Genomic DNA, 14022 nt, shown 5'->3' with positions numbered 1-14022 from the left:
GGGTTGCGCACACGCCAGTGCGATTGCCGCGGAATAAAGAGAAAAATTCAGCATGTTCGTCAAGCTGCATAGTGTACGTTTACTTGATGTAATGCATTGGTTGCTGAAATATATGCAGTCATACGCAGTTGGATGCAGGATGAACCATGCCGAACGACTATTTGACCACCGCTGAAGTAGCAGACTATTTGCGTTTGAAAGAGCGCAAGGTGTACGACCTCGTCCGACAAGGTCATATTCCCTGCAGCCGTGCTACGGGAAAGTTGCTGTTTCCCCGCCAGCATGTCGATATGTGGGTGCTTAGCCACTTGGAGGGCGACCAAGCGCAGCGGCAGCCGCCGCCGCCCGTGTTGGTGGGCAGCCAGGACCCGCTGTTGGAGTGGGCCGTGCGCGAAAGTGGCAGCGATCTGGCCTCGTTGTGTCAGGGCAGTGGCGACGGCGTGCGCCGCTTGCTGGAGGGCAAGGCGATGCTGGCGGGAATTCATTTGCTGGACGCAGCTACCGGGCGCTATAACGAACCGGCCGCGTTGGGCCTTGGGGGCGTGCGCGATTTGATCGTATTGCACTGGGCCACACGACGCCAGGGCCTGCTGTTAGCTCCGGGTAATCCGCTGGGCATTCAATCGGTGGACGACATTGCCAAGCGCAAAGCCGTGCTGGCCCATCGCCAGCCGGGTGCCGGGGCCGCGCAACTCTTGAGCTGCTTGCTAGAGCAGGCGGGCATCCCGCCGGAAGCCTTGAGATGGGCGGCGCACCCTGCGCTCAGCGAAGACGACTTGGCGCTGACCATCGCTCAGGGCGATGCCGATGTCGGCCTTGGTATGAAGGCCGCGGCACAGCGCCAGCAGTTGGCGTTCGTCCCGCTCGTAGAGGAGTCGTTCGATGTAGTGATGCATCGACGCAGCTATTTCGAGCCTGCCGTACAGGCGCTCTTTGCGTTTGCCCGTACGGCCCGTTTTGCCCAGCGGGCCAGTACGCTGAGCGGTTACGATGTGCGCCTGCTGGGTCGCGTGTTGTACAACGCTTAAGCGCCTAGCGGCTGGACGATTTCGGTATCTGCGCTTGACGATTGTATAAGATGCGCCACACTGGGAGAGGCGTTGTAAACGCACACTCATCACGAAAAGGAGAGCATGATGAATCAAGCACTGAACGGTAAACGCGTGGCCATTCTCGCCACCGACGGTTTCGAAGAGTCCGAGCTGAGCGTGCCTCGCGCGGCGCTTCAAAAAGAAGGTGTCGAGGTGCATGTCGTGTCCCCGGAAGGCAAGGGCATTCGCGCCTGGGCCGAAACCGATTGGGGCGATACTTACGATGCCGATAAGGCGCTAGCCGATGCCCACGAGTCGGACTATCACGCGCTGGTCCTCCCAGGCGGCCTGTTCAACCCTGACGAGCTGCGTTTGAATGAAGACGCGCTGAGCTTCGTCAAAGCGTTCTTTCAAGCGGGCAAGCCTGTTGCTGCCATTTGTCACGCGCCTTGGATTCTCATAAATGCAGGCGTTGTTGACGGGCGCAAGATGACCTCCGTGCCCAGCGTTGCCCAAGACCTGCGCAATGCGGGTGTCAACTGGGTCGACGAGCCGGTAGTGGTCGATAGCGGTCTCGTGACCAGCCGTACTCCTAAAGATCTGGACGCCTTCAACGCCAAACTGCTGGAGGAGCTGCAGGAAGGGCGGCATTCAGGTCAGCACGCTTAATGGCGTGGTACCACCAGTGGGCAAGCTTCGCCAAAAGGCTTGCCCACGTCATTGCAAAACCGATGAAGCGGGACAGCGGCCGCAGTGGGGTGATGGTACATCCCTATCGTGGCTATGGCTCCCAGCAGGAAGTTTTCGTTATGGGCCGAGTGTTCCGCCAAGCGGCACTCGGTCGCGCCATTCCAAGACGCGGCGTGCTGCGCGATACCGCCGATGTGGCGCGTCGTGTCTTTCGTCGTGGCCTCGCCAATGCCCAGGTCGATCTACGAATTGGCGACAACCAGCTCTGCTTGACCACCGACCGCGACGGCTACTTTGATGCTCACTTGCCTATCAAGACGCCCTTGCCGGTCGACGTTTCCTGGCACCGCGCCGATATTTTGGTGCGCGCCAAGGGACACCCACCCGTTCGTACCAGTGTCGAGGTCTATGTTCCACCTCCTGAAGCGGATCTGCTAGTGATTAGCGATATCGATGATACGGTGATGTTCACGGGTGTCGCGGAAAAGCTCAAAATGCTCTATCGGTTGTTCGTGCGTAAGCCGCACCGCCGAACGGCATTCCCCGGTGTGGCGTCGCTCTACCAAGCGCTTTACCGTGGCCAAACCGAAAAGGGTGAACGCCCGATCCTATACGTCTCCCGGGGTCCTTGGGCTATTTATGAGATGCTGGAAGCCTTTTTCCAAATGAACCGGATTCCGATTGGGCCAATACTGTTTTTGCGCGAGTGGGGCATCTCCTGGCGCAAACCATGGCCCCGCCGAGCGGAAGCACACAAACGAGAACTCATCGATCGTATGCTGGCGTTATACGACGACATGCCCTGCATCTTGATTGGTGATAGCGGTCAACATGACCCCGAAGTCTATACGGAGGTCGTCAAAGCCTACCCGGATCGGATCAAATCGATCTACATACGTCGTGTCGATAACAATCCACAGCGGGAGGCCGCCATTCAGCGCTTGCGCGATGAGTTAGCCCATACCGAGTGTGAGCTGGTCCTGGCGGCAGATAGCATTTTGATTGCCGAACACGCCCACGCCCAAGGCGATATTTCGGCGCGTGGCTTGCAGGCCGTTCAGCGTGATGTGGAAGCGCATCGCAACGAGCCTGCCTAAGCTGTGTTTCCCCGCCATTCGTGATAAAAACTAATCTCGAAGAGCGATTCTCGATGAGCGATTCTCGAAAACTATTATCGAAAACCCTATTCGAATAACGAAACGCTACTCGAACGGTCCTCTCATTACCCATCGATAGGGTGATGCTGGCGTATTCCTAACTGGCAGGTCTGCGGTGTTGCGATGCTGATTCTTCTTGTCGTATTGGCACTGGCCATTTTCGTCTTGCCCAATCTGTGGGCGAAGTGGGTGTTGAAGCGCCATACCCGTGGGCGTGACGACTACCCGGGCACCGGCGCGGAGTTGGCCGAGCATCTGCTGCGCCGCTTGGGCGTCGAGGGCGTGCGAGTCGAGCGTACCGAGCAGGGGGACCATTACGACCCCGAATCGCGCTGCGTGCGCTTGACCCCCGACCATTACGATGGCCGCTCGCTCACGGCGGTGACCGTTGCCGCCCATGAAGTGGGTCATGCCATTCAGCACCATGAAGGCTACGCGCCGCTGCTGGCACGCAGCCGCTTGGTCACGCTGGCGCAAAAAGCCGAAAAGCTGGGCGCCATTTTGATGATGGCCGCGCCTTTTCTCTTCCTACTCACGCGGTTACCCGGTGGGCTGGCCATGGTCATTGCCATGGCGGTGATCAGCTTCGGCACGGCGGCGCTGGTGCATCTCGTCACGCTGCCGGTGGAGTTCGATGCCAGCTTCAATCGTGCGCTGCCTCTGCTCAAAGAGTACGTCCCTCCCGCCGATATGGCCGGTGCCCGCCACGTTCTCACCGCCTGCGCCTTTACCTACGTGGCCGCGTCACTGGCCAGCGTGATGAACCTAGGCCGCTGGCTGGTGATTCTCCGGCGTTAGGCGACGCTGAGATTGCCTACGTCGGCTTGTTTGCCAGAATCACCGCCCGGCGCGGCGACGGATAGCCCTCGACGGTGCGGCTGCGATCATGGGGGTCGAGAAAGTCCGCCAGCGACTGGTAGGTCATCCACTCGGTGGAGCGCTGCTCGTCGAGTGTCGTCACTGCTTCGTCAACGACCCGCACATTGGTATAGCCGCAGCGCGAAAGCCAGTGGCACAGCGCTTTGGAGGAGGGCAGAAAGTAGACGTTAGGCATGGCGGCGTAACGCTCGCCGGGGACGAACACGGTCTGCTCGTCGCCTTCCACCACCAGGGTTTCCAGTACCAGCTCGCCGCCGGGGGCCAAAGCGTCTTTTAGCTGCTGCAGGTGTTCGAGCGGCGATGGACGGTGGTAAAGCACGCCCATGGAGAACACCGTATCGAAGAAACCCAGGTTCTCCGGTACGTCTTCGATACCCACCGGCAGAAACTGCGTGCGGCCGTCGTCGGCGTTGCCAACGAAATGGCGCACTGCCTGGAACTGCCAGTAAAAGCGCGGCGATGGGTCGATCACTAACACGAAAGCGGCACCTGCACCCGCCATCCGCCAAGCGTGATAGCCGCTGCCGCCGCCGACATCCAACACTTTGCGATACTTAAGCGGTGCCAGATGCGGGGAGACCCTTTGCCATTTCCAATCCGAGCGCCACTCGGTGTCGATCTCGATACCCCCCAGGCTAAACGGGCCTTTGCGCCATGGGGCCAGCTTGCGCAGCAGGTTGAAGCACTGGCGCTGCTGGCTGTCGGTGAGCTCGAGTTCGACTGTCAGCGTATCGCTGTTCAAATCCACACGGCGCTCGTCCGGCAGCGGCGGCAATTTGGCCACGGCTTTTTCCCAGGCAGAGAGGTCGCCGTGGCGCTGGCGGTCCAGTCCGCTGGCGAGCTGCTCGGGGAGTTTAGCCAGCCAAGGCGTCAGCGAGGCATCCTGGGCGGCTTGGTCCAGAAACGCTTGATACAGCGCGCGGTGATCGTCGGGGAGTAGCGCCACCTTAACCCTCCTTGAAAGCGATCAGCGAGGTGAAGTTCAGGTACTGGAACCAAGTCATGGAGCGGGGGAAGCCCGCCAGCGACAAGCGCTCGTGCAGCGCATCGAGCGTATCGGGAATCAGCACGTTCTCGAGCGCGGTGCGCTTTTGGCTGATCTCCATATCGCTATAGCCGTTGGCACGCTTGAAGTCGTGGTAGCGCTCGACCCGCCAGGCATTGTCGCGCTCGTCGGCATCGACGGTCTTTTCCGACAAAATCAGCACGCCGCCGGGCTCCAGTGCATCATAAAGGCGCTCGAGCAGCGCATCCCGGTCGGCCGGGGGCAAGAATTGCAGCGTAAAGTTGAGAATGATCATCCCCGACGGCGCATACTCGTAGGTACGAATATCGGCTTCTTCGACCTGCAACGCATGGTCGGGGCACTCCTCGAGAAAGGTCTGCTTGGCGCGGGCGGCCATGGCCGGGGAAAGGTCGATACCGGTATAGCGGAACGCATCGGCGGGCAGGGCGCCTGCCAGGGCAAGGCCGGAGGCGCCCAGCGAGCAGCCCAGATCGTATACGTGGGCGCCGTGGCGCAGATGGCGTTTGGCAATCAGGCTCAGCATACCCAGGATTTGGCCATAGCCGGGCACCGAGCGGCGGATCATATCAGGGAAGCACGCGACGACCTGCTCATCAAAGGAGAACCTAGCCACCTTGTCTAGGGGTGTTGAAAAGATAGCGTCGCGGTAAGATGCATCACTCATGGGCAAGCCAGGATGGTTAATGAGGCTGCGTAGTTTACGCGCCCTTGTTATCGCAGAACAGGCCTGATCCATTCAGATTCCTGCCTCACGGAACGACGCCACAGGAGAGGGCACATGGCTTTCGCAACAGCAACTCCCGATACGCTTCCCGCTTGGCAAACGTTACAGCAGCATGCGCAAGCGCTTAAACACGTTCACTTGAAAAACCTGTTTGGGGACGACCCTGGACGCTGGCAGCACTTTACGCGTCAGGTAGCGGGGCTGACCCTCGATCTTTCCAAGCAGCGTTGGGACGACGATACGCTGGAGCATCTGCTGGCGCTGGCGCACGAAGCGGGCGTCCCCGGTGCCATCGAGGCGCTGTTGAGCGGCAAACGGGTGAACGTCAGTGAGAACCGCCCGGCGCTGCATACTGCCTTGCGCTTACCTGCGGATGCGAGCCTGGACGTGGAAGGCGAGGATATCGTCGAGGCCGTGCATGACAGCTTGGCGCAGATGGAGCGTCTGGTGCAGCGCCTGCACGCTGGCCAGTGGCGTGGGGCCACCGGCAAGCCGATTCGTCACGTGGTGAACTTAGGTGTGGGCGGCTCGGATTTGGGGCCGCTCATGGTGACCCATGCGCTATCGGACTATCGGCCCCGGGATATTCATCCGGTCGAGGTGCATTTTGCCTCGACCATGGACGGCTCTCAGTTGGCGGATTACCTCAGCCGTTTCAACCCGGAGACCACGCTGTTCGTGCTGTCGTCCAAGTCGTTCACCACCATCGATACGCTCTCCAATGCGAACACGGCCCGCGACTGGTTGATCGGGCGACTCACCCAGCACGCCGACCTGCCGGACGCGAGCCCTCATGCCAAACCGATCAGCGAGGCGCTGATCGTGCGCCAGCATTTCATCGGTGTATCGGCCAGCCCTGAAAAGATGAGTGAGTGGGGGATTGCCTCTGACCATCAGCTGATGTTTTGGGAGTGGGTCGGCGGGCGCTACTCGCTGTGGGGTACCATTGGGCTGCCGATCGCGCTGGTGGTAGGCATGGCGCATTTTCGAGAACTGTTGGCGGGTGCCCACGCTATGGATAGCCACTTCCGCGATGCGCCGCTGGCCGACAACCTGCCGGTGCTATTGGGCTTGGCGGGCATCTGGAACGTCAACTTTCTGGATATTCGCGCCCACTCGATTCTGCCCTACGACGGACGGTTGGAGTACTTTGCCGCTTACCTAGAGCAGCTCGAGATGGAGTCCAACGGTAAGTCGGTCACCCGACAGGGCCAAGCAGTCAACTACTCCACCTGCCCGGTACTCTGGGGGCAGCTCGGCCCGAACGCCCAGCACGCCTTTTATCAGTTGCTGCACCAGGGCACCCAACCGGTGGTCTGCGATTTCATTGCTCCCCTGAAGCGTTACGACGAGGTCGAGGAGCCGGATACCCGCCGCCACTTGAAGGCCCAGCATCGCCTGGCGTTGGCCAACTGCTTTGCCCAATCCCGCGTGCTGATGCTGGGTGACGATGCGTTGGACGAGGATGGCCCGCGCCCCGAGCACAAGCGATACCGGGGCAATCAGCCCTCGACCACGGTGCTGCTGGATCAGTTGACGCCCGCCACGTTGGGCGCGCTGATTGCACTTTACGAGCACAAGGTCTTCGTTCAGGCCGTCATTTGGGACATCAACCCCTTCGATCAGTGGGGCGTCGAGCTGGGTAAGCAGATTGCCACCGATACCCAGGCCATCATCGATGGCGAGGGCGATATCGCTCGTATGGATGCGTCTAGCCGCGGTCTCATCGAGGCATTGTGGGCAGCAGAGCAGGCGTAGGCCGTTCGATCTATATGGCTGGATATACAGCTTTTTGCTTTTCCGCTATCCTGTGTGCGTTTAGGCGCGGTCTATCGTGTTGAGCCTCTGTGATAAGTGTTCGAGGTGGCGTCTTTGCACGCCACTCAGCCAGACCGCTTCTGCGCTTTTGTTCAGTCCGTTTTTTCAGGAACCGACGTTACATGACCCAGTTTGATGCCTCCCAGTACGGCGCGAGTTCGATCGAGGTCCTTTCAGGGCTCGAGCCGGTGCGCAAGCGTCCCGGTATGTATACCGATACCTCGCGTCCCAATCACCTCGCGCAAGAAGTCATCGACAACAGTGTCGACGAGGCGCTGGCCGGGCATGCGTCGAGCATTAGCGTGGTGCTGCAGAGTGACGGCGCCATCGAGGTGCAGGATAACGGTCGGGGCATGCCCATCGACCTGCACCCGGAGCACGGCGTATCGGGGGTCGAGCTCATTCTCACCAAGCTGCACGCGGGCGGTAAGTTCTCTTCGTCGAGCTACCGCTTTTCGGGCGGCCTTCACGGCGTGGGCGTCTCGGTGGTCAATGCGCTGTCGCGACGCTTGGAAGTCGAAGTCACCCGCGACGGCGCCCGTCACGCCATTGCCTTCGAGCACGGCGAAAAAGTCGAAGAGCTGCACGAAGTCGGTAAGGCCGCCAAACGTGCCACCGGCACCCTGGTACGCTTCTGGCCGGACGAGAGCTACTTCGACAGCCCGAAGCTCGCGCTCTCCAAACTGAAACACCTGCTGCGTGCCAAAGCGGTGCTGTGCCCAGGGCTCGCGGTCACCCTGGTCGAGCCGGATGGCACCAAAACCGAGTGGGCCTACGCCGATGGCCTGCGCGACTACTTGGCCGAAGCCACCGATGGTTACGAGGTGCTGCCCAAAGAGCCGTTCGTCGGCCACTTCAGCGACGACGAGCACGGCGTGGACTGGGCCATTCAGTGGCTGCCGGAGGGCGGCGAGGCGCTGCTCGAAAGTTACGTCAACCTGATTCCCACGCCCCAGGGTGGCACGCATGTCAACGGCTTTCGGTCCGGCCTGCTAGACGCCCTCCGGGAGTTCTGTGAATACCGCAGCCTGCTGCCACGCGGCATCAAGCTGACCGCCGAGGATTTATGGGAGCGCGCCTCCTTCGTGCTTTCGGTGAAAATGCTCGACCCCCAGTTTGCGGGACAGACCAAGGAGCGCCTCTCGTCGCGCACCATTGCGGGGTTCGTGTCCGGGGTCGTCAAAGACGCCTTTTCGCTGTGGCTGAACCATCACGTCGAGCAGGCCGAACAGCTAGCCGAGCTAGTGATCAGCGCCGCCCAGCAGCGTCAAAAGAAGTCGAAGAAGGTTGCGCGGAAGAAGGTCACGTCAGGCCCAGCGCTACCCGGCAAGTTGGCGGACTGCTCCGGTCAGGACCCGGCGCAGAGCGAGCTGTTTTTAGTCGAGGGGGACTCGGCCGGTGGCAGCGCCAAGCAGGCGCGTAACCGCGATACTCAGGCCATCCTGCCGCTGCGTGGCAAGATCCTCAACACCTGGGAAGTCGACTCCCACGATATTTACGGCTCCCAGGAAGTGCACGATATTGCCGTGGCGATTGGTGCTGATCCGGGCAGCGCCGACCTCGAAAAGCTGCGCTATCACAAGATCTGCATCCTGGCGGATGCCGACTCCGACGGGCTGCACATCGCCACGCTGCTCTGCGCGCTGTTCGTCAAACACTTCCCCGCTCTGGTCGATGCCGGGCATGTCTTCGTGGCCATGCCGCCGCTCTACCGGATCGACCTGGGTAAAGAGGTGCATTACGCCCTGGATGAGAGCGAGAAAGCCGCCATTTTGAAACAGCTAGCGAAAAAACGCGGCACCCCCAACGTTCAGCGCTTCAAAGGGCTGGGGGAGATGAGCCCGCTGCAGCTACGCGAAACCACCATGGCAGTGGAAACCCGCCGTCTCGTACAGCTCACGCTGGACGAGGGCGACGGCACCCTGGAAATGATGGACATGCTGCTCGCCAAAAAGCGCGCCAGCGACCGCAAGAAGTGGTTAGAAGATTACGGTAACTTGGCAGACATTGAGGTATGACCCCCCGATGACCATGGATATTCAGGTAGCGGAGGGCGACATCGAGCGTCTGTCCCTGCGCGATTACACCGAAAAAGCGTACCTCGACTACTCGATGTACGTCATTCTAGACCGCGCGTTGCCCAACATTGGCGATGGCATGAAGCCTGTACAGCGGCGCATCATTTACGCCATGCGCGAGCTGGCGCTGCACGCCAATGCCAAGTACAAGAAGTCGGCGCGTACCGTGGGTGACGTGCTGGGTAAGTTCCATCCCCACGGGGATAGCGCCTGCTACGAAGCCATGGTGCTGATGGCGCAGTCGTTCAGCTACCGCTACCCGCTGGTGGATGGCCAAGGTAACTGGGGGAGCCCCGATGACCCCAAATCGTTTGCGGCCATGCGCTACACCGAGGCCAAGCTTTCCAAATTTGCCGAGGTGTTGCTGAGTGAGTTGGGCCAGGGCACCGTGGAGTGGGCGCCCAACTTCGATGGCACCATGCAGGAGCCGGTGGTATTGCCCGCGAGGCTGCCCCACGTGCTGCTCAACGGGGGCACCGGGATTGCCGTGGGCATGGCCACCGATATTCCGCCCCATAACGTCTCCGAGGTGGTGGAGGCCACTTGCCATCTGCTGCGTCACCCCGAGGCCACCACGGCGGACTTGATGGCGTTCGTCCCTGCCCCGGATTTCCCGACGGATGCAGAGATCATCACGCCGAAAGCGGATCTGCGTAAGCTCTACGAGACCGGCCGTGGCTCGGTCAAGCTGCGCGCCCGCTACGTGCGCGAAGAGGCCAATATCGTCATTACCGCCGTGCCTTATCAGGTTAGCGGTGCCAAGGTGTTGGAGCAGATCGCCGCGCAAATGCAGGCGAAGAAGCTGCCCATGGTCGCCGATCTGCGCGACGAGTCGACCCACGAAGAGCCAACCCGCCTGGTGATCGAGCCGCGCTCGAGCCGTGTGGATGTCGAATCGCTGATGGCGCACCTGTTTGCCACCACGGATCTCGAAAAGAACGTGCGGGTCAACATGAACGTGATCGGCCTGGATGGGCGCCCGCGGGTGATGCCGCTGACCGACATGCTGGGGGAGTGGCTGCGTTTCCGCCGTGCCACCGTGCGCCGCCGCTTGGAGCACCGCCTTGGCAAGGTGGAAGATCGGCTGCATATTCTGGAAGGCCTGCTCACGGCGTATCTGAACATCGACGAGGTGATTCGTATCACCCGTGAAGAGGATGAGCCCAAACCTGCGCTGATGAGTGCCTTTGGCCTGAGCGAGCGTCAGGCAGAAGCGATTCTCGAGCTGCGTCTTCGTCATCTCGCCAAGCTGGAAGAGATGAAGATTCGCGGTGAGCAGGACGAGCTGGAGAAAGAGCGGAAGACCCTGCAAGGGCTGTTGGCGAGCGACGCCAAGCTCACCACGCTGATCGAAAAAGAGATTCGCGCTGCGGGTAAAGAACATGGCGACGACCGCCGCTCGCCGCTGGTCGAGCGCAGCGAAGCCAAGGCGCTGTCAGAAGTGGAGCTGCTGGGCGCCGACCCGATTACCGTCGTGCTGTCGGATAAGGGGTGGATTCGTGCGGCCAAAGGCCACGATATCGACCCGGAGGGGCTCTCTTATAAAGCGGGCGATGGCTTTCGTCTCGCTGCGCGTGGCAAGACCAACCAGCCATTGGTGCTGTTGGACGATACGGGCCGCGCGTATACCTTGGCGGCACATAACTTACCCAGTGCACGAGGGCAGGGCGAGCCGGTGACGGGCCGCGTGAATGTCGCTGCCGGGGCACAAATGGCGGGGTTGATGCTTGCGCCGCCTACCACGCGCTTTCTGCTGGCCAGCGACGGCGGTTACGGGTTCGTGGCTCAGCTCGAAGCGCTCACGGGCAAAAACAAGGCGGGTAAAGCCGTGCTCAGCGTGCCCAAGGGGTGTAGCGTCATGCCTCCCATCGAGGTGCCGGAGGGCGAGGGACTTTGGGTCGCCTCGGTCTCCAATGAGGGGCGCTTGCTGCTGTTTCCTCTGGATCAGTTGCCGGAAATGGCCAAGGGCAAGGGCAACAAAATGCTCGATATCCCCGGCCCCCGCGCGTCGCGCCGGGAAGAGTTCGTGCGCGACATCGCCATCGTGACGGAAGGAAGTGAACTGATCATTCATGCTGGCAAACGTAAATTGACGCTCAAAGCGGACGATCTCGCGTATTATCGCGGTGAGCGCGGGCGGCGGGGCAGTAAGCTGCCGCGAGGTTTCCAAAAAGTCGATCGTTTAGAAGCAGGGGAGTAACGGATGGCACGCGGGAATGTGGTGGTCACGCTGATAGCGCCGCGCCTGACGGCAACGGTGGAGCTGGCAGTGGCGTCGCTCATGGAGCAGTTTGGCCTACAGGAGGAGCGTCGCCAGACGTTGGCTGACACGGCACGTGGTAGCGTCATGGATTGTTTGGAGCTTCACGTCAGCGGCGCGCCCGAATCGCTCACGGCGCTGCGTCAGGCGGCGCTGGCGCTAGGAGATACCCATGGTGTGGATCTCGTCGTACAGCCACTCCGCTCCGGCGAGGCGCCGCGTTTGGCCTGCTTCGACATGGACTCGACGCTGATCGAGGCGGAAGTGATCGACGAGCTGGCCCGGCGCCATGGCGTCGGTGAAGAAGTAGCAGAAGTGACCGAGCGAGCCATGCGCGGCGAGCTGGATTTCAAAGCCAGTTTCCGCGAGCGCATGAGCAAGCTGGAAGGTCTCGAAGAGTCGGTACTGGCGAACATTGCCGCAGAGCTGCCGCTCATGGAGGGCGTCGAGCGCCTGCTGGTCAATTTGAAACGCTTGGGCTTCCGAACCGTGATTCTTTCCGGGGGCTTTACCTATTTCGCTCGCTATTTGCAGGAGCGGCTGGGTTTCGACGAAATTCATGCCAACGAGTTGGTCATCGAGCAGGGCAAAGTGACCGGCGCGGTGCAGGAGCCCATCGTCGATGCGGAGCGTAAAGCGGCGCTGCTGACGCAGATCGCCAAGCGGGAAGGGGTGCCGTTGGCGCAGACCGTTGCCGTGGGCGATGGCGCAAACGATTTAAAAATGCTCGCGACGGCAGGCATGGGGGTTGCCTTTCGCGCCAAACCGCTAGTGCGGGCAGAAGCGCGACAAGCCATTTCCGTGGCGGGGCTGGATGGCGTGCTGTATCTGCTGGGCTATAGCGACGCTGAGCTTCTCTAAGTCGGCGACAGATCGGTGAAAACGGCGGTGCTGATCTGCTCAGCGCCGCCGTTTTATGAGTGGCTATCTGTTAATCATCGCTAGCGCCGCTATCTGCGGTTTGAGGGCGTATTCCTTCATACTCCTCGCGCAGCGATGTGAGTCGTTCCGTCTCGCTGTCGGTGAGCGGTGGCGCGTTCCATAGCGGCTCGCCGTTGGCATCGTTGACGCCCAAGAGGGTCAGCGATAGTTCGGCATTGCGGGGAATTTGATCGTTGCCCCAGGGCCCGAAACGGTTGGGTGCTAGGCTCCAGGTGGCGCTTTCGCCGGGCGCTAGCCCCCCTGAAATCACGTAGTAGAAGGTTTGATCCACCCAGGCGATATCCCGCTCGGGGCTTTCCAGTAACCCACGCAGCATGAGCTCTGAGATAGTGTGATCCGTGCCATTCGTTACGGCCAATTCGATCACTGGCTCTAGCGCGCCAAAGGGGCTAGTGGCAAGGTAGTAGCGAGCGTTATCGATGCGGATTTGTGCCAAGCGCTCCTGGTCACGCTGAGCGTTAGCCTGTTTGGCTTCGAGACGATTGAGCGTGCGCAACGCTTGCTCGCGTTCACGCGCGCGTCGTTCGCGTAGCATGCTGTCGGCGCGCTCGATGATTTCATCTCCTGTCAGCCCATGCATGTACGCATTGGCCGATTCGGCAATTTCAGCCGCGTTCATGCGCTGGGGATTGAAGGGATCGATACCGCTAAACGATGACATGGCAATGATTTTGACCGCGGTATCGAACTCGTCGCGCTTGTAAGTGGGCAGCGACTCGCGCACTTTTTCGATCGATACCACCGCGGCAGGCATGGAGCTCGTATCCACCTTGGGGTCGGAGCAGCCCGCAAACATCAGGGCAGACAAAGAAAGTGCAGATAGCCTGAGTAGGCGCCACATAGTTACGTTACCTCATAAAATCGATCGGCAAGAGCTTACCGGAAAGTGGCATTTGCCACTACTTTCTGTCGAGTACTTCTCAGGCTGATCGCCAAGTCTTTTGCTGCTTGGTCAGCGGTTTAGCAGCCGACCAAAAAAAAGCGCTGGCGAGACGCCAACGCTCGCAGAGAGAGGCGATGCCTAGCCGTGCCCTTTGTCCGGGTGGGGCACCGGCTTTTCACCGACTTCTTCTGAACGTAACTCAATCGGTTTGCCCTGGGTCTTTTGAGTATGCTTCAACTGCATATGAAGGCCGGTTTTGGCCAGCAGATGGGCGCTGACCGGTGCGGTGATGAAGAGGAAGAGCGTGATCAGCAGCTCCTGGATATCCGGTTTACCATCGACGCTCCAGAAATAGCCCATGGAGGCAATCAGCATGCAGCCGATGCCGAGCGTGGTGGCTTTGGTAGGGCCATGTAAGCGCATGTAGAAATCGCGCAGGTGTGCCATACCTAACGAGCCGATGAATACGAATACACCGCCCGCTAACAGCAGCAAAGAAATGATCGCTTCAACGAAAAATGGCATCACTGCAC

General features: G+C 60.5%; 12 protein-coding genes. 8 read left to right on the top strand and 4 right to left on the bottom strand.

Going from position 1 to position 14022, the window contains the following annotated elements; translation table 11 throughout:
• The first annotated feature begins 146 nt into the window (after positions 1 to 146).
• From GYM47_RS11175 to GYM47_RS11160, 4 genes are all read left to right on the top strand, one after another.
• Positions 147 to 1028 (top strand): helix-turn-helix transcriptional regulator, encoded by an 882-nt coding sequence (locus GYM47_RS11175; RefSeq protein WP_153842816.1) that lies wholly within the window; start codon positions 147 to 149, stop codon positions 1026 to 1028.
• A 108-nt stretch (positions 1029 to 1136) separates the two neighbouring features.
• Entirely contained in the window at positions 1137 to 1700 is a 564-nt protein-coding gene (locus tag GYM47_RS11170) for a type 1 glutamine amidotransferase domain-containing protein (protein WP_139527086.1), read from the top strand.
• Positions 1700 to 2818 (top strand): App1 family protein, encoded by a 1119-nt coding sequence (locus GYM47_RS11165; RefSeq protein WP_153842817.1) that lies wholly within the window; start codon positions 1700 to 1702, stop codon positions 2816 to 2818. Before GYM47_RS11170 ends, GYM47_RS11165 begins: the two co-directional genes overlap by 1 nt.
• 183 nt (positions 2819 to 3001) lie before the next feature.
• Positions 3002 to 3676, top strand: coding sequence for a zinc metallopeptidase (locus GYM47_RS11160; protein WP_139527088.1), 675 nt, complete (start codon positions 3002 to 3004; stop codon positions 3674 to 3676).
• A 16-nt stretch (positions 3677 to 3692) separates the two neighbouring features.
• On the opposite strand, the gene cmoB is transcribed toward GYM47_RS11160, so the two are convergent.
• Entirely contained in the window at positions 3693 to 4703 is a 1011-nt protein-coding gene (gene cmoB, locus GYM47_RS11155) for a tRNA 5-methoxyuridine(34)/uridine 5-oxyacetic acid(34) synthase CmoB (protein WP_153842818.1), read from the bottom strand.
• Between the two features lies 1 nt (position 4704).
• On the bottom strand, positions 4705 to 5448 hold the full coding sequence (cmoA, locus tag GYM47_RS11150) for a carboxy-S-adenosyl-L-methionine synthase CmoA (protein ID WP_153842819.1): 744 nt from the start codon (positions 5446 to 5448) through the stop codon (positions 4705 to 4707).
• 114 nt (positions 5449 to 5562) lie between these two features.
• On the opposite strand from cmoA, the gene pgi reads away from it, so the two are divergent.
• The 4 genes from pgi to serB all read left to right on the top strand — a co-directional run bounded on the left by pgi (position 5563) and on the right by serB (position 12525).
• Entirely contained in the window at positions 5563 to 7266 is a 1704-nt protein-coding gene (gene pgi / locus GYM47_RS11145) for a glucose-6-phosphate isomerase (RefSeq protein WP_153842820.1), read from the top strand.
• A gap of 182 nt (positions 7267 to 7448) precedes the next feature.
• Complete coding sequence (gene parE, locus GYM47_RS11140; protein ID WP_153842821.1) at positions 7449 to 9344, top strand: DNA topoisomerase IV subunit B; 1896 nt, start codon at positions 7449 to 7451, stop codon at positions 9342 to 9344.
• A gap of 7 nt (positions 9345 to 9351) precedes the next feature.
• The gene (gene parC, locus GYM47_RS11135) at positions 9352 to 11604 is read left to right on the top strand and encodes a DNA topoisomerase IV subunit A (protein ID WP_153842822.1); all 2253 of its coding nucleotides are present in this window, start codon (positions 9352 to 9354) and stop codon (positions 11602 to 11604) included.
• 3 nt (positions 11605 to 11607) lie between these two features.
• Positions 11608 to 12525 (top strand): phosphoserine phosphatase SerB, encoded by a 918-nt coding sequence (gene serB / locus GYM47_RS11130; protein ID WP_153842823.1) that lies wholly within the window; start codon positions 11608 to 11610, stop codon positions 12523 to 12525.
• Positions 12526 to 12595: 70 nt separating this feature from the next.
• Here the strand turns inward: serB and GYM47_RS11125 are convergent, their stop codons facing one another.
• Together GYM47_RS11125 and GYM47_RS11120 are read right to left on the bottom strand one after the other, a co-directional pair.
• Positions 12596 to 13402 carry a DUF6694 family lipoprotein gene (locus GYM47_RS11125; RefSeq protein ID WP_422822693.1) on the bottom strand — a complete coding sequence of 269 codons (807 nt, stop codon included), beginning with the start codon at positions 13400 to 13402 and terminating at the stop codon, positions 12596 to 12598.
• Positions 13403 to 13627: 225 nt separating this feature from the next.
• Positions 13628 to 14014, bottom strand: coding sequence for a Na+/H+ antiporter subunit G (locus GYM47_RS11120; RefSeq protein WP_139527096.1), 387 nt, complete (start codon positions 14012 to 14014; stop codon positions 13628 to 13630).
• Positions 14015 to 14022: the final 8 nt, after the last annotated feature.

This window comes from Vreelandella piezotolerans, assembly GCF_012427705.1.
Taxonomy (GTDB): Bacteria; Pseudomonadota; Gammaproteobacteria; order Pseudomonadales; family Halomonadaceae; genus Vreelandella; species Vreelandella piezotolerans.
The sequence above is the reverse complement of the archived record's forward strand: the minus strand, read 5'-3'. Positions and strand labels throughout refer to the sequence as shown.

Bases quoted from the DNA above. Each gene is read 5' to 3' on its own strand.
- GYM47_RS11125 (WP_422822693.1), bottom strand. From the start codon at position 13,402: ATGTTTGCGGGCTGCTCCGACCCCAAGGTGGATACGAGCTCCATGCCT.
- parE (WP_153842821.1), top strand. From the start codon at position 7,449: ATGACCCAGTTTGATGCCTCCCAGTACGGCGCGAGTTCGATCGAGGTC.
- GYM47_RS11160 (WP_139527088.1), top strand. From the start codon at position 3,002: ATGCTGATTCTTCTTGTCGTATTGGCACTGGCCATTTTCGTCTTGCCC.
- cmoA (WP_153842819.1), bottom strand. From the start codon at position 5,448: ATGAGTGATGCATCTTACCGCGACGCTATCTTTTCAACACCCCTAGAC.
- serB (WP_153842823.1), top strand. From the start codon at position 11,608: ATGGCACGCGGGAATGTGGTGGTCACGCTGATAGCGCCGCGCCTGACG.
- parC (WP_153842822.1), top strand. From the start codon at position 9,352: ATGACCATGGATATTCAGGTAGCGGAGGGCGACATCGAGCGTCTGTCC.
- GYM47_RS11165 (WP_153842817.1), top strand. From the start codon at position 1,700: ATGGCGTGGTACCACCAGTGGGCAAGCTTCGCCAAAAGGCTTGCCCAC.
- pgi (WP_153842820.1), top strand. From the start codon at position 5,563: ATGGCTTTCGCAACAGCAACTCCCGATACGCTTCCCGCTTGGCAAACG.
- GYM47_RS11170 (WP_139527086.1), top strand. From the start codon at position 1,137: ATGAATCAAGCACTGAACGGTAAACGCGTGGCCATTCTCGCCACCGAC.
- GYM47_RS11175 (WP_153842816.1), top strand. From the start codon at position 147: ATGCCGAACGACTATTTGACCACCGCTGAAGTAGCAGACTATTTGCGT.
- GYM47_RS11120 (WP_139527096.1), bottom strand. From the start codon at position 14,014: ATGCCATTTTTCGTTGAAGCGATCATTTCTTTGCTGCTGTTAGCGGGC.